The 18,334-nt window shown below is 44.9% G+C and carries 21 protein-coding genes; 19 read left to right on the top strand and 2 right to left on the bottom strand.

The genetic code is table 11. From position 1 onward, the window contains the following. Position 1: 1 nt before the first annotated feature. The 9 genes from pstB (at position 2) to J7E78_RS02855 (ending at position 6,536) form a co-directional block, all read left to right on the top strand. On the top strand, positions 2-754 hold the full coding sequence (gene pstB / locus J7E78_RS02895; RefSeq protein ID WP_215074857.1) for a phosphate ABC transporter ATP-binding protein PstB: 753 nt from the start codon (positions 2-4) through the stop codon (positions 752-754). A 125-nt stretch (positions 755-879) separates the two neighbouring features. Further along, entirely contained in the window at positions 880-1,203 is a 324-nt protein-coding gene (locus J7E78_RS02890) for an ArsR/SmtB family transcription factor (RefSeq protein WP_215074856.1), read from the top strand. A gap of 157 nt (positions 1,204-1,360) precedes the next feature. After that, complete coding sequence (locus J7E78_RS02885) at positions 1,361-1,687, top strand: ArsR/SmtB family transcription factor (protein ID WP_251034779.1); 327 nt, start codon at positions 1,361-1,363, stop codon at positions 1,685-1,687. 107 nt (positions 1,688-1,794) lie between these two features. Continuing rightward, positions 1,795-3,090, top strand: coding sequence for an arsenic transporter (locus J7E78_RS02880; protein WP_311516912.1), 1,296 nt, complete (start codon positions 1,795-1,797; stop codon positions 3,088-3,090). 38 nt (positions 3,091-3,128) lie between these two features. Beyond that, positions 3,129-3,548 (top strand): arsenate reductase (thioredoxin), encoded by a 420-nt coding sequence (gene arsC, locus J7E78_RS02875; RefSeq protein WP_215074854.1) that lies wholly within the window; start codon positions 3,129-3,131, stop codon positions 3,546-3,548. A 57-nt stretch (positions 3,549-3,605) separates the two neighbouring features. Continuing rightward, positions 3,606-3,971 (top strand): arsenite efflux transporter metallochaperone ArsD, encoded by a 366-nt coding sequence (gene arsD, locus J7E78_RS02870; protein ID WP_215074853.1) that lies wholly within the window; start codon positions 3,606-3,608, stop codon positions 3,969-3,971. Positions 3,972-3,990: 19 nt separating this feature from the next. Next, positions 3,991-5,772, top strand: coding sequence for an arsenical pump-driving ATPase (arsA, locus tag J7E78_RS02865; RefSeq protein ID WP_215074852.1), 1,782 nt, complete (start codon positions 3,991-3,993; stop codon positions 5,770-5,772). Positions 5,773-5,789: 17 nt separating this feature from the next. Continuing rightward, a complete protein-coding gene (locus J7E78_RS02860; protein WP_215074851.1) occupies positions 5,790-6,071 on the top strand; it encodes an iron-sulfur cluster biosynthesis family protein in 282 nt (93 codons plus the stop codon). 27 nt (positions 6,072-6,098) lie between these two features. Continuing rightward, positions 6,099-6,536, top strand: coding sequence for a protein-tyrosine phosphatase family protein (locus tag J7E78_RS02855; protein ID WP_215074850.1), 438 nt, complete (start codon positions 6,099-6,101; stop codon positions 6,534-6,536). A 113-nt stretch (positions 6,537-6,649) separates the two neighbouring features. Here J7E78_RS02855 and J7E78_RS02850 read toward each other — a convergent pair whose 3' ends face one another. Next, positions 6,650-7,153 (bottom strand): arsinothricin resistance N-acetyltransferase ArsN1 family A, encoded by a 504-nt coding sequence (locus J7E78_RS02850; protein WP_215074849.1) that lies wholly within the window; start codon positions 7,151-7,153, stop codon positions 6,650-6,652. Between the two features lie 382 nt (positions 7,154-7,535). Here J7E78_RS02850 and J7E78_RS02845 point away from each other — a divergent pair, with 382 nt between their 5' ends. From J7E78_RS02845 to vcpD, 8 genes are read left to right on the top strand one after another with little or no spacing between them, the layout of a single operon-like run. Beyond that, the gene (locus J7E78_RS02845) at positions 7,536-7,841 is read left to right on the top strand and encodes a carboxymuconolactone decarboxylase family protein (RefSeq protein WP_215074848.1); all 306 of its coding nucleotides are present in this window, start codon (positions 7,536-7,538) and stop codon (positions 7,839-7,841) included. Between the two features lie 12 nt (positions 7,842-7,853). Then, a complete protein-coding gene (locus J7E78_RS02840) occupies positions 7,854-9,122 on the top strand; it encodes an ATP-grasp domain-containing protein (RefSeq protein ID WP_215074847.1) in 1,269 nt (422 codons plus the stop codon). After that, the gene (locus J7E78_RS02835) at positions 9,119-10,333 is read left to right on the top strand and encodes an MFS transporter (protein WP_215074846.1); all 1,215 of its coding nucleotides are present in this window, start codon (positions 9,119-9,121) and stop codon (positions 10,331-10,333) included. Before J7E78_RS02840 ends, J7E78_RS02835 begins: the two co-directional genes overlap by 4 nt. Continuing rightward, the gene (gene arsM, locus J7E78_RS02830) at positions 10,326-11,150 is read left to right on the top strand and encodes a putative arsinothricin biosynthesis methyltransferase ArsM (RefSeq protein ID WP_215074845.1); all 825 of its coding nucleotides are present in this window, start codon (positions 10,326-10,328) and stop codon (positions 11,148-11,150) included. Before J7E78_RS02835 ends, arsM begins: the two co-directional genes overlap by 8 nt. A 36-nt stretch (positions 11,151-11,186) precedes the next feature. Beyond that, entirely contained in the window at positions 11,187-12,461 is a 1,275-nt protein-coding gene (gene arsL, locus J7E78_RS02825) for an arsinothricin biosynthesis radical SAM protein ArsL (protein WP_215074844.1), read from the top strand. Between the two features lie 15 nt (positions 12,462-12,476). Further along, positions 12,477-13,190, top strand: a complete 714-nt coding sequence (locus J7E78_RS02820; RefSeq protein ID WP_251034778.1) for an MIP/aquaporin family protein — start codon at positions 12,477-12,479, stop codon at positions 13,188-13,190. Between the two features lie 32 nt (positions 13,191-13,222). Then, the gene (locus J7E78_RS02815) at positions 13,223-14,338 is read left to right on the top strand and encodes a GTP-binding protein (RefSeq protein ID WP_215074843.1); all 1,116 of its coding nucleotides are present in this window, start codon (positions 13,223-13,225) and stop codon (positions 14,336-14,338) included. Between the two features lie 18 nt (positions 14,339-14,356). Further along, positions 14,357-14,761, top strand: coding sequence for an ArsD-related vicinal cysteine protein VcpD (gene vcpD, locus J7E78_RS02810; RefSeq protein ID WP_215074842.1), 405 nt, complete (start codon positions 14,357-14,359; stop codon positions 14,759-14,761). A gap of 120 nt (positions 14,762-14,881) precedes the next feature. Here the strand turns inward: vcpD and J7E78_RS02805 are convergent, their stop codons facing one another. Further along, on the bottom strand, positions 14,882-15,331 hold the full coding sequence (locus J7E78_RS02805) for a MarR family winged helix-turn-helix transcriptional regulator (RefSeq protein WP_215074841.1): 450 nt from the start codon (positions 15,329-15,331) through the stop codon (positions 14,882-14,884). Between the two features lie 484 nt (positions 15,332-15,815). On the opposite strand from J7E78_RS02805, the gene J7E78_RS02800 reads away from it, so the two are divergent. Together J7E78_RS02800 and J7E78_RS02795 are read left to right on the top strand one after the other, a co-directional pair. Further along, entirely contained in the window at positions 15,816-16,847 is a 1,032-nt protein-coding gene (locus tag J7E78_RS02800) for a glycoside hydrolase family 43 protein (RefSeq protein ID WP_215074840.1), read from the top strand. 261 nt (positions 16,848-17,108) lie between these two features. Continuing rightward, complete coding sequence (locus tag J7E78_RS02795; RefSeq protein ID WP_215074839.1) at positions 17,109-18,299, top strand: glycine C-acetyltransferase; 1,191 nt, start codon at positions 17,109-17,111, stop codon at positions 18,297-18,299. Positions 18,300-18,334: the final 35 nt, after the last annotated feature.

Below are 18,334 nucleotides of genomic sequence, written 5' to 3'. Positions count from 1 at the left end.
TATGAGCGCCATCCAAATTCAAGACTTGAGTGTGTTTTACGGACAGCAACAGGCTGTGAAAAATATTAGTCTGGATGTACCAGAACATTCGATAACTGCGTTTATTGGTCCGTCTGGCTGTGGGAAATCAACACTTCTTCGAACCATTAATCGGATGAATGATCGTATTGATGGGGTGCGGATTGAAGGAAACATTCGCATTAAGGGGCATGCCATCTATGATGATCAAGTCCGCGTCGAACTACTCCGGAAAAAAGTGGGCATGGTGTTTCAGCAGCCTAATCCGTTTCCCAAATCGATCTATGATAATATCGCTTATGGTCCTCGGTTACACGGCATTACCCGCAAACCCGAGTTGAATGATATTGTGGAGAAGAGTCTGAAAGCAGCGGTTTTATGGGACGAAGTGAAAGACCTGCTCAAAAAATCCGCTCTGCAACTTTCAGGAGGACAACAGCAGCGCTTGTGTATTGCCCGGGCTCTGGCGATGAATCCTGAAATTTTGCTGATGGATGAGTCTACTGCTGCATTAGATCCGTTATCCACCCTTAAAATTGAAGAACTGGTTAAAGAACTTCGACAATCCTATACGATTGTAATGGTAACTCACAACTTGCATCAAGCTGCAAGGATATCAGATCAATGTGCGTTTTTCCTGGATGGAGAATTGGTTGAATACGACGACACAAGTCAAATCTTTAGTAATCCGAAAAATCCAAAAACGGAGAATTATGTTGCGGGACGTTTCGGTTGAAGGTGATATTCACGAAAGAGGGCATTACACAGGCTCCCTTGTTTTTAACATATCCTTGCTATAGAATATAAATATAAACTTATATGTTAGTCAGGATTGTTGAACGCTGGGAAGGATGATCGCAAGTGGAATCCATTGAACAAATTTCAGATAAGTTAAAGTTGCTTGGAGATAAAACCCGTCTGACCATGCTCATTCTCTTAAGAGAAAAAGAATGGTGTGTATGTGATTTCGTTGAAGTGCTTGATATGTCTCAGCCCGGAGTTAGCCAGCATTTACGCAAATTAAAGTCTCAGGGGATTGTTAGTGAAACACGCCGGGGGCAGTGGGTATACTATTCCTTAGATGTTGAAGATAAGCCGTACATTAAAGCGGTGCTCGATCAGATGCCAGATCAGGAAACTGTGCTGCTGTCTTTGGGTAAAAAAGGAGTCGCTTCCCAGTGTTAAGGGAGGCCGAATACTAAACCGAATAAAACATGTGCGTTGACTCTTTATACTGTGGAGTCAACGCACACTTTTTTTTACGTTTAAGGGTTGATATAATACAATAAGCATATTATAATATAATTATTCACTTATGTGTTATATGGAAGGAGGAATTCAATTGAAGACCATACATGAAGCGGCAGACAAACTAAAGCTCTTGGGAGACAAAACTCGTTTAACCATGTTAACGCTCCTTAAAGATCGGGATTGGTGTGTTTGCGAATTTGTTGAAGTCTTGGATATTTCTCAACCGGGGATTAGTCAACATTTACGAAAATTAAAGGATCAAGGGATGGTCAAGGAAAACAAACGAGGACAGTGGGTCTACTATTCTTTAAACGTGGATGACACGCCTTATATCCAAACCGTTCTGGACGCCATGCCTGATTCCCAAAACATTCTCCGTACTTTGAACAAGGTGGACGTACCTCGCATTTGTAGTTGAACTTTTGATCATCATATAAGTACATCATTATATAATGATTGAATGACATGAAGGTATGAGGAGAATGTTATAAGCTATAATGCATTTGATTAGAGGAGGTAGAACTTGTGTTTTCTGTCGTCATGGCCTGCATTATCTTTTTAATTACGCTAGTTCTCGTCATCTGGCAGCCTAAAAACCTGTCCATTGGTTGGTCTGCTTGCGGCGGAGCAATTCTTGCTTTACTTGTGGGTGTAGTCAATTTCCAAGACGTATGGGATGTGACGCAAATTGTTTGGAATGCCACGCTTGCGTTTGTAGCGATCATTCTAATTTCGTTAATTCTGGATCGTATCGGATTTTTCGAATGGGCTGCCTTACATATGGCCAAGGCTGCTCACGGCAATGGTGTCCGAATGTTTGTTTACGTCTCGATCCTGGGAGCTGTGGTTTCTGCTTTCTTCGCCAATGACGGAGGCGCACTGATTCTGACGCCAATTGTTCTAGCCATGGTACGCGCACTGAACTTCGATGAGAAAAAAGTGTTCCCTTTTATTATTGCCAGCGGATTTATTGCGGATACGACCTCTTTGCCACTGGTTGTAAGTAACCTGGTCAACATTGTATCTGCCGACTTCTTTGGTATTACGTTTATGGAGTATGCAGGCAGGATGTTTGTTCCGAATCTGTTCTCACTGGTGGCGAGTATCGGCGTATTGTATCTCTTCTTCCGAAAGAGTATTCCCAAACGTTTTGATGCCGGTGATTTGAAACCTCCTGTATCTGCCATTAAGGATATGAAGATGTTTCGATTGTCGTGGGTGGTCTTGGGAGTTCTGCTCATTGGATACTTTATTAGTGAATTTATCGGCATTCCGGTATCCCTGGTGGCAGGTGTTGTCGCGATATTCTTCCTGATCATGGCTTCCCGCAGTTCTGCTGTTCCGACGACATTAGTTGTCAAAGAAGCGCCGTGGGCCATCGTATTCTTCTCCATCGGGATGTATGTCGTGGTCTATGGTCTACGTAACGTGGGTTTAACGGATCTACTAGCCGTGGTCATTCAGGCTGTGGCGGATCAGGGATTGTTTGCTGCAACGATTGGTATGGGCTTTATCGCGGCAATCATTTCATCCTTGATGAACAATATGCCTACCGTGCTGATTGATGCGCTTGCCATTGATGCAACCACAACTACAGGGACTGTTCGGGAGGCGCTTATCTATGCCAATATTATTGGCTCGGACTTAGGTCCCAAGATTACCCCGATTGGCTCACTGGCGACGCTTCTCTGGCTTCATGTGCTTAGCACAAAAGGCGTCAAAATCTCATGGGGTACTTACTTCAAGACAGGTATCATTATCACCGTTCCGACTCTGCTTATTACGCTATTGGGTCTGTATCTGTGGTTAAGCATTATATAAAAACATTAAAATATTCAAACAACGAGGAGACGATGAACATGAGTAAAAAAACACTGTACTTCCTATGCACAGGCAATTCATGCCGGAGCCAAATGGCCGAAGGCTGGGCCAAGAAATATCTGAGTGAGGACTGGAACATTTATAGTGCAGGCATTGAGGCACATGGTCTGAATCCAAAAGCAGTTGAAGCTATGAAGGAAGTCGGCCTGGATATTTCCACTCAAACTTCCGATATCATCGATTCCGAGTTATTGAACAATGCTGATTTTGTAGTTACATTGTGTGGAGACGCTGCGGATAAATGTCCAATGACACCACCACATGTGAAGCGGGAACATTGGGGATTCGATGATCCTGCCAGAGCGCAAGGTACAGATGAAGAGAAATGGGCTGTATTCCAAACGGTTCGTGACCAGATTGGGGAGCGCATTAAAACGTTCGCTGAAACCGGCAAATAATACAAACTGCCGGGAGAATGTCTCCCGGCTTTTCTAATTTCGAGAGGGGTGTTCGCGTTGAAAACCATGGAGATCTACGATCCTGCGATGTGTTGTTCTTCTGGCGTGTGTGGTCCAGGTGTTGATCCGGAACTCATTCGTGTATCTGCTGTCGTCCATAATTTGCAGAAGAAACAGTTTCAGGTATCACGTTATAACTTAACCAGTGAACCTGATGCTTTTGTGGCAAGTCCGCTTGTAGGACAGCTTCTAGCTGAAAAGGGTCCTCAAGTGCTGCCCATTATCATTGTAGATGGTCAAGTGGTAAAAGAAAATGGGTATCCAAGCAACGAAGAATTCGTTCAATGGACGGGTCTGACGGAAGAAGAACTGGTGGCTAAGCCGAGAATACGTCTTGAAGTCAACACCAAATCCAAGCTTTAGGGAAGAAGGTCCTCTCAACATGTACAACCGATTTGAACCGAAATCCATGTCGTTAACCCCTTATCTGTTTTTTACCGGTAAAGGGGGCGTAGGCAAGACGTCCACGGCTTGTGCAACAGCCGTATCCCTTGCCGATTCGGGGAAGCGTGTTTTGCTGGTGAGCACCGATCCAGCTTCTAACCTACAGGATGTTTTTGGTATGGAGCTCTCTAATCACCCCGTACCTGTACTTGGAATGAATAATCTGGATGCCGCCAATCTCGATCCTGAAACTGCAGCTAATGAGTACAAAGCTGAAATGGTTGGGCCATACCGCGGCGTGCTTCCAGATACAGTGATTGCCACGATGGAAGAGCAATTATCTGGAGCCTGTACGGTTGAAATAGCTGCCTTTAATGAGTTCAGTTCCATGCTGACTAATCAAGAACTGCGAGAGCAGTATGATCACATCTTGTTCGATACGGCTCCGACAGGCCACACGCTGCGTTTGTTACAATTGCCGACCGCCTGGAGCGGGTTTTTATCTGAAAGTACGCATGGGGCTTCCTGTCTGGGACCGCTTGCCGGTCTGGAAGCGAAAAAAACATTATATGAGGATGCCGTCCAGACCTTGTCTGATTCCAACGAGACGACACTTGTACTTGTGACTCGTCCGGATGATTCGCCGTTGAAGGAAGCTGCGCGGGCATCGCAAGAGCTTGGAGAGATCGGTATTCAGAATCAGTTGTTGATCGTGAACGGGATGCTTTCTTCGGTTATGGAACAGGATACGGTTTCTTCTGCTTTTTACGGTCGACAGGTACGTGCGTTGGAGAAACTTCCTGAAGCTGTTCAGCAGCTTCCAATCTATCAAATTCCTCTAGCGCCGTTTAACATCACTGGCATTGAGCATTTGCGACATTTCTTCGATGCCCCGGAGGGTAGGCGGGTACAAGAGAAAAATGTAAAATCTTCACTGGTTTTCCCTTTGCAACATCTCGTAGATGATATGGAGAACAAGGGTATCCGAGTGATCTTCACCATGGGAAAAGGTGGCGTAGGCAAAACAACAGTTGCATCCGCTATTGCAGTTGGTCTTGCAGAGAGAGGTCACCGGGTACATCTGAGCACAACCGATCCCGCTTCCCATCTGAGTCATGTGCTTGAACAAGAGACGGATAACATCACCGTGAGCTGTATCGATCCAAAAATCGAACTGGAACGATATAAACAGGAAGTTCTGGAGCAGAACAAGGATTCTTTGGATGAGGATGGTCTGGCTTACCTGGAAGAAGATTTAAGATCACCCTGTACTGAAGAAATTGCGGTTTTCCGTGCATTTGCCAATCTGGTTGAACGAAGCGGCGATGAGATTGTGGTTATCGATACGGCTCCAACAGGGCATACGTTACTTCTTCTCGATGCAACAGAAGAGTACCATAAAGAGATTTCCCGTTCTGCAGGTGTCATACCCGCTGCGGTTCAGCATTTGTTACCACGACTTCGTGATCCCAATGAAACAAGTGTTGTTATTGTTACACTCGCAGAGGCTACACCGTATTATGAGGCTTTTCGTTTGGAACAGGACTTGCAGCGGGCGAGTATACCGACCAAGTGGTGGACCATTAATCAAAGTTTTGCCGTGACAGACACCATGGACCCCATTCTTAGCGGACGGGCCATCGCTGAGCAGGAATGGATTCAGCAGATTCATAAAGCTTCGGATGGAAACACCGTGATTATACCATGGGAATCCAGAGAAGTAGTTGGGTATGACAGCTTAAAGACCTGGACTGAAGCGAGAAGTACGAGTGAAGTATAGAGAGGAGACAACCGACGATGATGATTACCGATGGTGCTAAAACCTATATCGAGGCAATAATGAAAGAAGCAGGCGTGCATACGCTTCGGTTTGCCATGGTAGGCGGCGGATGCTGTGGGCCCAGTTTTCAACTAGGGCTCGCTGATCCTGCAGATAATGATGTGGTACAGGAAATCAATGCGATTCGCGTAGCTGTCGATCCTGAGATTGCAGCTACCGTCGAATCAATTACCCTGGATGTGGAACAATCTGCTGATGGACCTGGACTGGTCGTTAGTGGAGGCTCAAGCTGCTGTTAAGTCCAACTAGAGAAGGAGCGGATAACAATGTCTAACTATCATGAACTCGTTAAAGGTAAAGTATATATTGGAGGAGCAGATGCTGCTCTGAGTGCGATCAAGGAGCAAGGTGTTACTGAAGTATTTGATCTCCGGGATGACGGTAAGGCACAAGAGGGGTTTCCTGCTTCGGCCAAGCGACATCATTATCCGATTGTTGAAGATCGGAATGATCAGGAGGAATCCATCAAGTCAGCCATTCAAGCCGTGACGGAGGCTGTTCAGGAAGGTAAAAAAGTATTCTTTCACTGTGCTGGTGGCCGGAACCGTACCGGAACCGTAGCTACAGCTCTGCTGATGAATCTGGGTGAAGCCGCTACAGTTGAAGAAGCTGAAAAACTGGCAATGGAGAGACGCCCGGATATTTCTATCAAGCCTGAAATGCGTAATGTGCTGAAAAATATGTTCGAGGCAAAGAAAAGTTAATACCACTTCTCTATCAGGGGACGTTGTCATACTCCATGACAACGTCTTTTTGGTATTTTCTGAAGGATTTTCAGGCATGCTGAACTCTTCATTTCATCAATGTACCAGTGTATTTAAGTTTGTTGAAGGAGTTTTTCCATAATCATAACGTCGATCAGCTCTCCGTCCATCATACCTTGTTGTTCAAAAATGCCTACAGTGCGGTATCCCGACTTTTGGTATAAGCCCTGTCCAGCCTTATTAAAGGGGAAGGTGAACAACACAATTTTATGAAAGTTATGCTTCCTCGCTTGATTCTCCAACTCCAGAAGGAGCGTATTTCCAATGCCTTTTCCACGGTACTCTCTATGAATATATATCGACAAATCAGCGACACCGTTATAAGCACAGCGGTGGGAGTACGGATTCAACGACGCCCATCCAATGACTTGCTCTGACACCTCAGCCACCAGTACGACATGTCTTCCTTGATGTTCGTTAAACCACTTCTGTATGTATATCATATCTTTTGTTTGTGTTTCCAGTGTCGCAATTCGATCTTCAATGCCTTGATTATAGATGCTTAGTATACGGGTTAAATCGTTCACTTTGGCTTGTCGGATGAATACCGTTTGCATAGAACCATCCCTCACTTTTATTGTACCTAATGTAAATAATGATAGATTCATGATCAAACTCTAGCATGACTACTTTTGGAAATCAACACTTGAATATCATGCTGAAGAATGAAAAATAAAGTTGCTATTTGCAAATTAACAGAATATAATAAAGGAAAATTATTCAAGTAAATGGGTTTTGAATCCTTATTACAAGGTGAAAAAACTTGAATTATGAAGATTTTTTAACGATTCGGTCGAATTCACTTCGGTTCTAAATATATAACAGGACATGTGAATACTTGCGTTAAACAACTATTTCAGGAATGTTATCATGTCTGTCTTTACATAAAGATGGATTGATATAAATAAGCAACCCATTCTAATGTGAGGTGAGTTTAACATGCTCCAATTACTGCCTGAGTTACATCAAAAGTATACCGATTTTGTGGAGGAGGTTCTGAAAGCTGAATACCTTTCAGCCAGGGATCGAGCATTAGTTGAACTGACAAGTGCGATGATCGCTGGTGATCAAGAAGAGGTAAAGAAAGCACTGATATCTGCCAAGCAAGAGTTCATAACGAATGAAGAAATTGGACAGGTTGCTGGCATCGTCGCCGCGACCCAAACGAGGAAATTGTTCAGTGTAGAAAGCTCCAGTCATGTGACTAACCTGCCACAAAGTTCCCAATCGGAGTGTTGCAGATAAGGAGGGATTGAAATGGTAAATCATCCTGCAGTTCTGCTTATTGGTCGGCGAGATGATGTTGAAGAAATCCTTTTCGTCAAGGAACAGGGGTATAGGGTTATTCTCCTGAATACGCAGATCCCTCTTGAAGATGCCATCATTGCAGATTTTCCGATCGAAATGGACTTGAATCAGGAAGACGATGTAGTCACCAAAGCGCTCGAGATATCAAAAAGGATTCCCATTACTGCGGTATACACGAACAATGAATATCGCATCGTTCTGGGTGCGAAAATAGCTGAGGCCCTGGGTCTGCAATACCACTTATCTTCAGAGGCCGCTCAAAATTGCCGCAGCAAAGCACAAACCCGCGCATGTTTAACCCGACATCAGGTATCCCCCATTCAATACGCATTAATCCAGTCACCTGCAGAAATACTCCATGTTCTTAGTGAAATGAATTTACCCGTGATCGTGAAACCTTCCAATGATGCAGGCAGTCATATGGTACAGAAATGCAATACATTAGAAGAAGCATGGACCGCTGCAGAACTGATCAGCACAAAGATTCAAAATTGGGTTGGGCAACCTTTGGAGAAGCATATTCTCGTTGAGGAATATATCGAAGGACCTGAATTCAGTGTCGAATCATGTACGATCCATGGAGCCACACATATCATTGCCATTACCGCTAAAAATACTTCCGCATTAATTGAAGAAGGACACTTGGTTCCCGCCCGATTATCAGAGCAGGACTCCGCCTTGATTCATGAACTCGTCGTTCAGGCCTTGGCGGTCTTGGGAGCAGATTATGTTGTCACCCACACGGAGGTTAAGCTGTCTCCACAAGGACCGAAAATAATTGAGGTGAATGCCAGGGTAGGTGGTGATCAAATTCATCGCTTGGTGCATGCAGTTACCGGATATGATCTGCGTAAATTGGCATTTCATATCGTTACAGGTGGAGCCTTTGCGAGCGCTCCTCGTGACACACCCGTGACAGATTCTGCGCAAATTCAGTTTTTGCTTGCAGATCAAGAAGGATATGTTCGATTGGACAAGCAAGCCGCTCAATCGATAGAAGGTATTGAACAAGTAGAATGCTCTGTTCAAGATGGAGATTACGTCGTTATGACGGAAAGCAACTATAATCGATTGGGTTATATGATTGCTCATGGTGTAGATGGAAAACACGCATCTCTAATCATGGATACTGCCAAAGAAGCCATGCATTTTTTCATAACTAAGGATCAAGATGGAAAGGTACCCTCGTCCACGGATAGACGTATGGGTGTCCTATGAAAAAGAATATCATTTTCCTATGTTTATCTGTCTTCATATTGGTTGTAGGTACGGGAATTGTTGCTCCGTTACTCGCTCCGTATGCGAAAAATTTAGGAGCCACGGGTCTGTGGGTCGGCACATTGTACAGCGGTTTTTACGTGGTTCGTCTTGTAATCGGCACTCCAATCGGTCGATTGGCTGACAAGAAAGGCCCAAAAGCCATCCTGATCTATAGCCTGATACTTTATCCCTTTATCGCGCTAAGTTATGGTTTGGCAAGTAGTATAGCGGGTCTTCTGGGGGCCCGGCTACTTCATGGTGTAGCTTCAGCCATGATGCTGCCTATGGCTATGGCCTACATGGGAGAGATTAGCCCTAAAGGACAAGAGGGCAAATATATGGGAATCTACAACACAGCTATTTTTCTGGCAAATGGTTTGGGACCGTTGCTCGGTGGATATATTTCGGATCAGTACGGGACACAGAATGCATTTTTCTCCTTACTCGGCCTTGCGGTGATCGCCTTAATGATTGTTTTTGCCTTACCTTCATCACGGACGAAGAAAGATATCGATGTGGCTAATTCGAACGATTCCGTCTCAGAGAGTACTCATCTGAAGGGTTCTCCCTGGCGACATCCCGGCATTCTGGCGTTATCCTCCGTCAATGTTATTGTTGCTGTTCTCTCCATGTTCATGATTTCATTCTTCACCCTATACGCCCAGAGCAGAGGGCTTAATGCCCTGATGATCGGTTTTTTAATTGCCTTGAACAACATCATCATAGGTGCAACACAGGTTCCACTGGGCTGGATCGTTGACCGTTTCAACAAAATGAAATTAATTCTGATCTCATCCATGTTAACCACGGTTCTGTTGGTGCTGTTTCCCTCCATGCATTCACTGTGGACAATCGCCATACTGATGGTTGGAACCGGACTAACGTCTGCTGTCACGCTTGCTTCCTCTTCGGCACTGTCCACTGTTCTGGGAAGAGAGGCGGGAATGGGCGCGACGATGGGCTTCCTGGGTTCGGCAACAAGTCTGGGAATGATTGTGGGTCCACTGACGTCTGGCATTCTAATGGACACATTTCATATTGATACTACGTTTTATTTCTCAGGTTTCCTTTGGATTGTAGGCACCCTTGTTTTCTATATCTTGTGGTCTGCCTATGTCCGTTCCATAAAAATACAAAACATCTCGAAGGGAGAAATAACAAATGTCTAAACCAGAACTGGTTGTTTCCAATGTTTCAAACTGCTGCTCACCTGGTCCAGCTGAAATGGATGCCGCAACACAAGCGATCAAAGACTTTTACAACGCTGTCGCTGAAGGAGAAGGTAGCTACTCTGAAGGAACCGATAAATTTTCTCCGTCCGGACCTACAGAACGTATTAAAGCAATTGTTCTTGCTTCAGATCAACAGCGAATTCTTGATATCGGTTGTGGTATGGGCACAACGCTGCTCTCTCTGGTGGAGTCGTATAAACAAGGAAAACAATTTATTGGCGTAGATTTCAGTGAGAGTATGATTGCCCGTGCCAGGGAAAAAAGCAGCCAATTACCGGATGAATTACGTAAAAAGACGGGCTTTTTTGTTGCCGATGTGCAGTCGCTCCCGTATATGGATGGCCAGTTTGATTTGATATACAGTGAGTGTGTCCTCAACCTGGTACCTGATCGGCTCAAGGCGATCCAGGAGATCACACGTGTGTTAGCACCCGAGGGAACCTTGATCTATACGGATTTTGTTTCGTATGCACCCGTTCCGTCCTCTATCAAGAATGACTTGTCTTTGGTCAGTGGCTGCCGTGCCGGGAGTATCCAGTTAAGCGAAAACATTGCCCAAATTGAAAACGCGGGTTATACCGATTTGGAAGTGATCAATTTTACAGAAGACAAAAACAAACGTTACATTGAGCTGATGGAATCAAGTCAGGAGTACAAAGATGAATATGTGCAATTTCAGCAGGATCATGCTGAGGCTCATCATTTTCTGGAAGAGAAAGTGGGCTATTACTTGATTAAAGCCACGAAGGCTTAACCGAAGGAGAACCTTGAAAGAAAGGGAGGAAGGCTCATGAAAGTCCTGTTGGTTTCTAACTTTGAAGGTGGCTATCAACCGATGACGGTTGCTACCGCATTGACCGCTTTTTTAGATGCAGGGTTCGATGTGTCGGTGCTGGATACCTACGTTGAAGGGATAGAAGAGGAACGTTTTCTCAATCAAGAGCTTATTGCCATTTCCATTCCATTATTTGATGCTGTGCAAGCGGCCACCGAGCTAACGCATATCATTCGCCGGGTGAATCCGAAGGCACACATTACGTACTTTGGCCAGCATGCAACCATTAATGCCAGCAGGCTTGCCGGGACGTATAGTGATTCCTGTGTTTGCGGGGAGTGGGAGAGGCCTTTGGTCAATCTCGCAAAGTATCTGTCTGGAGATACCGATTGTACCCTGGATGGTATTCTCATCGGACGTGACGCTCTGCAAGGCAAAGAAATCCATCCGTATATGTCGAGAGATCATTTGAGTGTTCCCACACGATATATGCTGCCGCCTCTCTACAAGTATCCTCAGAAGCAGATCAACAAACTATTAGGTTCTGAACAAATCGTGGGCTCGACTGAAATCGCACGTGGTTGTCATCATAAATGCCTGTATTGCTCGGTGTATGCCGCCTATGAGGGTAAAGTAATCCTGGTACCTGAATCGATTGTACTCCAGGATGTCAGGAACCTTGTGGCAGGAGGAATGACACATTTATCCCTTATTGATGCAGACTTTTTTAATGCCAAATACCACGGTATCAAAATATTACGTCAGCTGCACGAGGAATTTCCGGATCTCACCTATGACTTCACTACCCGGGTAGATCACATTCTTGAAAATAAGGAAACATTAGCCGAAATGAAAGCACTCGGTGTGAAGTTCATTACCTCAGCCTTAGAGTTCCCATCCGAAATTGTGCTGGATGCCGTAGCCAAGGACACTTCTATTCAAGATATCGAACAGGCTATTGCGTATCTCCGCCACATCGAGATCTCACTTAATCCAACCTTCATCATGTTCAACCCCTGGACCAATACCGATGATTTAACGACTTTTCGTTCTTTTGTAGACGATAATCAACTAAAAGACATTATTGATCCAATACAATATGAAACCAGGCTATATTTGTATAAGGGTTCTCCTTTATTAAGACAAGCTTCCATACAATCGCTTGAACTGATTGAACATGAGTTCTATTACGAATGGAAACACCCTAACCCCGATATGGATGAACTATTTCAAGAGATCGTTACGGTTCCTGAAGACGGTATTTTTAAACGTTGCTGTTTAAAATGTTAAGAGGGGGATAAGCGTTTGAATGCGACAGAAGTCAAAGATGGTTTGCCTATGATAAACTTTGAAACCAGTCGCAGTTCTGTACTGCTTGATCTCCGAAAAAAATGGATCGCCGAATGGATCGGAAGTTATTTTCTGGTGTTTGCCGGCACAGGTGCCGTAGTGGTGGATACCACCACACGGACATTAACCCATATCGGTGTAGCGATTACCTTTGGACTCGTTGTCATGGTGTTAATCTACGCCTTTGGGCATGTATCAGGAGCACATTTTAATCCGGCGGTTACAATCGCTTTCTATTTTTCGAGACAAATCACAGCGATTGAAGCCTTCTCTTTTGTTCTCATCCAATGTATTGGCGCTTACGCCGCGAGTCTTACTTTATTATTCATGTTTGGTAATGTAGGGCGATTGGGAGCGACAATACCTTCGGGACACTGGCTGCAAAGTGCCATTCTGGAATTTATTCTATCCTTTATTTTGATGATGGTCATTTTAAGTTCTGCTGTCCATGCCAAAGCTTCAAAATCATTTGCCGGGATCGCTATAGGAGGCACCGTCGCCTTGGAAGCGATGTTTGGAGGTCCTGTAAGCGGAGCATCCATGAACCCTGCACGATCTTTAGGTCCCGCCTTGGCCTCCGGACACCTGGAGTTTTTATGGATATATATCGTATGGACAACCATGGGCGCGATCACGGCCGCTTATGTCTACAGAATCATTCATGAATAACCCATTTTGATAATAAGAGGAGGCACTTTTACATGAAAAAGGTGCAAATGGTGTTGCTTGGCGGATTCCTCGGAGCAGGCAAAACGACAACAATGATACAAATGGCCAACGTTTTGCAAGAGCAGGGAAAACAGGTGGCCATTATTACCAACGACCAAGGCAAAGAATTGATTGATACGGAACTCGCACAAACCAGTGGATTGGAAACCAAAGAAGTAACCGGGGGATGTTTCTGTTGTCGATTCGAGGATCTGTATGAACATTTAAACCAACTTGCGATGGATAAAAAGCCGGATTACATCATTTGTGAAGCGGTTGGCAGTTGCACGGATCTCGCTGCAACGGTTATTCAACCCTTGAAACAGTATTATGCGAATGAGTTCACAACGGTTCCCTTAACCATCGTGGTTGATCCGGCCAGGTTATTAGCTGAATTGAATGAGGAAGAGGGCGGCAAACTTCTGTTTTCTCAATCGGTAAGTTATATTTTCGAAAAACAGTTGGCCGAGGCAGATATTATCGCCGTTAATAAGCTGGATCAGTATACGGAAGAAGAGATGGATAGAGTGGTCACCTATCTTCAGCAGCGCTATCCGAATTCATTTATACAGCCGATCTCGGCAACTGCGGGTATTCATTTGAATACTTTACTCGATTTATGGAATAGCACCGTTCCAAGCGGTCACAAACTTTTGGATATTGATTACAGTGTATATGCTGAAGGAGAAGCCAAGCTTGCGTGGATGAATGTGCTGGGTGATGTGAGACATCCGGATGGAAAAACCTTTAATCCTCAGCAGTGGGTAAATGGACTCCTAAGTAAATTAAACGGGCATTTTATGAGGGAAAAGATGGCCGTAGCGCATCTGAAAGTGCATGCTGGTAATGAGACAGGTTATGTCAAGGCAAGTGTCGTGCAGACAGGCGCACAACCCGTATACACTAACCGTTATTCTCATAAGGGTAATCAGTATCGGGTCGTTCTGAACATTCGGATTGAAGCTTCACCGGGACTTCTGGACTTAGTCGTATCGGATGCGATTGCCTCCATGGATCAGGAGCTTGGGACGGTTTGGGAACAAACATATCACGAATGCTTTAGTCCACTGCCTCCACAACCGACGCATCGGATGAAAGTAACTACTTAAAGTGAGGAGGAATATAAGTTGAACGCGAAGAACTCCATTGAACTTTTCCCAAATATAAATATACAGCAAACAACGGATTGCTGCGATGAGAATGGGGTGGGATCCGATGACTGTTGCACTGCTCCGAACGACTCTGCTTCTTTGGATGAATATACGGAACTTAAGCGAAGATTAAAAGAAACATTTGAACACGAGGTAATGATTCACGTATATGATTATTCCCTTCCGATGGATCGGGCGCTTGCAAAACGAAAACTAAAATCGCTATTTGAGGAGCGAGGCTTTGCGCATATTCAGTCAGACAAGGTCTTCGAGTTTGCTACACCTGCGGTGGTCATTAATGGTGAGCTTCTGAGTTTTGCCCAGCAGGTTGAATATGAGTCGCTTGAGAAAGCGCTGCGTTCCATGAATACAGTGTATTAATATAAGATGACCACCGTTTGATCTCGGTGGTCGTCTTATCTGTTATGTAACATACATGTGGAAAATATTAGGAATTTTAAGCCACTGTCTCTATTGGACGCGTCGGAGTATGATATGAGATTATCCCTTTACAGGTTGACAACAGTTGTCAGATTGAAGCATTGCATTATTCAATAGTTTAATTGAATTAATCACCATCTCTTTCTCGAATCCACTCATGTGCGAAAAAATTTCTTCGAGATAGGCATTCATTTGCTGATCAATGGTTGTCGCTACAAATTTCCCTTCGGTTGTAAGTGATAGTAGATATACACGTCGGTCTGTGGAATCCGGTGTTTTCATAAGCAATTTAAGCTTTACCAAGGATTGGACCTGTCTACTGAAGGTTGTAATATCTGTGCCTAAAGTGTCGGCAATTTGCTGCATGGAGGGATTGTGCTGACGATCCACCTCATACAAAATATGACTTTGGGCGGGCGATACATCAATAGCTCCCACGGTACAACAATTCTTATTGAGCAGACCAAACCTCCTAGTCATGATTTGGAATAACTCGCGTACATTTTCCATGTTTTAGTCACCTCATCTCAGTTATATCTTATGACATGACAAATAACAATTATTTATTTGGATTTTCGCTAGTGGAAGTATTGCAGATTAGAATAACACAGATTCATTATCAGATCATCAGATGATTTCGAAGATTTAGTGTGTGAATCCGCTATGGGGGGAGCCGGTGACATGGGTAGAGATCAGTTGCATAGTAGAAGATCTGTTATAAAGTTTGCAGCCTGTAATAGAACTCACCAATAAATGTCCACCCAGGTAAACTAAATATGAGAAATCGGTGTGTATTTCCAGCCTAATGGAATAGGCGGGAATTGTACATTTTTTCGGGGGGGAAGATCTTTAGTATGTGTATAGGAAAGAACAAGCGGGGCTTGTACAATAATATTAGAGATTGTAAACGCTTGCTTTGAATTCAGAGGGAGGGTACTATGCATTCAATGTATTATGAAGGATTCTATTATTCCAATACCAAAGGAGATGCCTTATGAATCAACAACAAATACCTAAGCCCCACCAGCCGCTCGTAACCCACATCTTCACTGCGGACCCTTCCGCCCATGTATACGAGGGCAAAATCTACATCTATCCTTCCCATGACCTCGATCATGACGAGCCGAGCAACGATAACGGCGACCAGTATAAAATGGAAGACTATCATGTCCTCTCGATGAACAACTTCGATTCCCCTGTAGTCGATCACGGCGAAGCGCTGCATCTGAGAGATATTCCGTGGGCCTCCAAGCAGCTCTGGGCACCGGATGCCGCTTATAAGAACAATACCTATTACCTGTTCTTCCCGGCACGGGACCATGACGGCATCTTCCGTCTGGGTGTGGCAACATCAGAGTCTCCGGCAGGCCCGTTCACGCCGCAGCCGACTTATATGGAAGGCAGCTTCAGTATCGATCCGGCCGTACTGGTGGATGACGACAATCAGTCATACATCTATTTCGGCGGACTCTGGGGCGGCCAGCTGGAGAAATGGCAGACCGGCAGCTTCGTGCCAGATGCAGAAGGACCTGCTCCTGACCAACCAGCGCTTGGACCGCAAGTTGCATTGCTTAGCGACGACATGCTGTCCTTCCAGGGCAAGCCTGCCGAGATATCGATTGTTGATGAAGACGGGAATCCGATTCTGGCCGGGGACGAGGACCGGAGATATTTTGAAGGCCCATGGATGCATAAATATAACGGCTATTACTACCTGTCCTACTCTACAGGAACCACGCATAAGCTCGTATATGCGATCGGCAAGAACCCGATGGGACCATTCACGTTCATGGGCGAGATTCTCTCTCCGGTAATCGGTTGGACAACCCACCACTCCATTGTGCAAGTTGAAGACAAGTGGTATCTGTTCTATCACGACAGCTCCCTGTCGGAAGGCGTCAACCACAAGCGCTGCGTTAAATATTCCGAGCTGAAATACAACGAAGACGGAACGATCCAGAAGATCAATCCTTATCCGGGTGCCGAGGCTGGCGGGTTAGCAGAAACAGATAAAATTACAAGATAAGGCATAACATGAGGCAGCTCCTGAAGGGGCTGCTTTTTTGATAGGAGGATCAAAGCAAAGATATAGTAGCGATTGCTTCCGGGAATGGGGGAAGCAATCGCTTGTTTTTTTGCGGATATTTTTATTATTTGTCCGCCACATGTGTACAAATAATAAAAAAGGTGCTACATTGAAATTAGTCTAACCCCCTTTATAACAAGGTTTTTCGCAGAATAATGTGTCTCCTGTATGAGGACAAACGTATATCGAGGAGGGAATCGAATGTCAAGTCAAGCATTGGACCAATTTTTAAGTTCGAACATTGAAGATCTAAAGAATAAAGGTCTATATAACTTCATCGATACACTGCAGGGTGCAAATGGTCCTGTTATTCGTATTGACGGAAAGTCCCTAATCAATTTGTCTTCTAATAACTATTTGGGATTGGCAACCGATCACCGCCTGATTGATGCTTCAGTTAAGGCGTCGCAGACATACGGGGCAGGCGCAGGGGCTGTGAGAACAATTAATGGTACGATGGATCTTCATATTGAGCTTGAAGAAAAACTGGCCCGTTTCAAAAAAACGGAAGCCGTTATCGTGTATCAATCGGGATTTAACTGTAATATGGCTGCTATATCCGCGGTAATGGACCAGCATGATGCGATTTTTTCCGATGAGCTGAACCACGCTTCGATTATTGATGGCTGCCGCCTGTCGAGAGCCAAGGTGATTCGCTTTAAGCATTCGGATATGAATGATTTAAGACAGCAGGCAAAAGAGGCTAGGGAATCCGGTCAGTACCGTAAAATTATGGTCATCACCGACGGGGTTTTCTCCATGGATGGTGATATAGCAAAGCTGCCCGAGATCGTGAAAATAGCAGAAGAATTCGATCTGATTACGTATGTGGATGATGCCCACGGTTCGGGCGTTCTCGGAGCAGGTGCGGGAACCGTGAAGCATTTTGGATTGTCCGACCGCATTGACTTTCAGATTGGTACTCTCTCCAAGGCGATCGGCGTTGTCGGCGGTTATGTGGCGGGTAAAAAACAACTGATCGAATGGTTGAAGCTGAGAAGCCGTCCGTTTCTGTTCTCGACATCGCTACCTCCGGCTGCAATCGCTTCTTGTAGCGCTTCTGTCGACATTTTGATGAATGACAAAGAGCTGATCGAGAAGCTGTGGGAGAACGGCAATGATTTGAAAAATGGCTTGAGCCGGCTTGGATATGATGTAGGCCAAAGCGAAACGCCGATCACACCTTGTATCATTGGCGATGAAGTAACCACCCAACAGTTCAGCAAACGGCTTTATGAAGAAGGCGTTTACGCCAAGGCAATCCTGTTTCCGACGGTTCCGAAAGGAACCGGAAGAATACGCAACATGCCGACAGCTGCCCATACCAAGGAGATGCTCGCCCAGGTGATCTCCGTTTATGAGAAAGTTGGCAAGGAAATGAAGCTGATTTAGCTGCATTCGCGGGAGTACATTTCGGGAGGAATGTC

Origin of the sequence: Paenibacillus polymyxa, assembly GCF_018614975.1 — a bacterium.
In the GTDB taxonomy this organism is placed as follows: Bacteria; Bacillota; Bacilli; order Paenibacillales; family Paenibacillaceae; genus Paenibacillus; species Paenibacillus polymyxa_E.
The sequence above is the reverse complement of the archived record's forward strand: the minus strand, read 5'-3'. Positions and strand labels throughout refer to the sequence as shown.

What these genes read in the sequence shown, in the direction of transcription:
- pstB (WP_215074857.1), top strand. Translation starts at nt 2, where the DNA reads ATGAGCGCCATCCAAATTCAAGACTTGAGTGTGTTTTACGGACAGCAA.
- arsC (WP_215074854.1), top strand. Translation starts at nt 3,129, where the DNA reads ATGAGTAAAAAAACACTGTACTTCCTATGCACAGGCAATTCATGCCGG.
- arsA (WP_215074852.1), top strand. Translation starts at nt 3,991, where the DNA reads ATGTACAACCGATTTGAACCGAAATCCATGTCGTTAACCCCTTATCTG.
- J7E78_RS02860 (WP_215074851.1), top strand. Translation starts at nt 5,790, where the DNA reads ATGATGATTACCGATGGTGCTAAAACCTATATCGAGGCAATAATGAAA.
- J7E78_RS02855 (WP_215074850.1), top strand. Translation starts at nt 6,099, where the DNA reads ATGTCTAACTATCATGAACTCGTTAAAGGTAAAGTATATATTGGAGGA.
- J7E78_RS02850 (WP_215074849.1), bottom strand. Translation starts at nt 7,153, where the DNA reads ATGCAAACGGTATTCATCCGACAAGCCAAAGTGAACGATTTAACCCGT.
- J7E78_RS02845 (WP_215074848.1), top strand. Translation starts at nt 7,536, where the DNA reads ATGCTCCAATTACTGCCTGAGTTACATCAAAAGTATACCGATTTTGTG.
- J7E78_RS02840 (WP_215074847.1), top strand. Translation starts at nt 7,854, where the DNA reads ATGGTAAATCATCCTGCAGTTCTGCTTATTGGTCGGCGAGATGATGTT.
- J7E78_RS02835 (WP_215074846.1), top strand. Translation starts at nt 9,119, where the DNA reads ATGAAAAAGAATATCATTTTCCTATGTTTATCTGTCTTCATATTGGTT.
- arsM (WP_215074845.1), top strand. Translation starts at nt 10,326, where the DNA reads ATGTCTAAACCAGAACTGGTTGTTTCCAATGTTTCAAACTGCTGCTCA.
- arsL (WP_215074844.1), top strand. Translation starts at nt 11,187, where the DNA reads ATGAAAGTCCTGTTGGTTTCTAACTTTGAAGGTGGCTATCAACCGATG.
- J7E78_RS02815 (WP_215074843.1), top strand. Translation starts at nt 13,223, where the DNA reads ATGAAAAAGGTGCAAATGGTGTTGCTTGGCGGATTCCTCGGAGCAGGC.
- J7E78_RS02805 (WP_215074841.1), bottom strand. Translation starts at nt 15,331, where the DNA reads ATGGAAAATGTACGCGAGTTATTCCAAATCATGACTAGGAGGTTTGGT.
- J7E78_RS02800 (WP_215074840.1), top strand. Translation starts at nt 15,816, where the DNA reads ATGAATCAACAACAAATACCTAAGCCCCACCAGCCGCTCGTAACCCAC.
- J7E78_RS02795 (WP_215074839.1), top strand. Translation starts at nt 17,109, where the DNA reads ATGTCAAGTCAAGCATTGGACCAATTTTTAAGTTCGAACATTGAAGAT.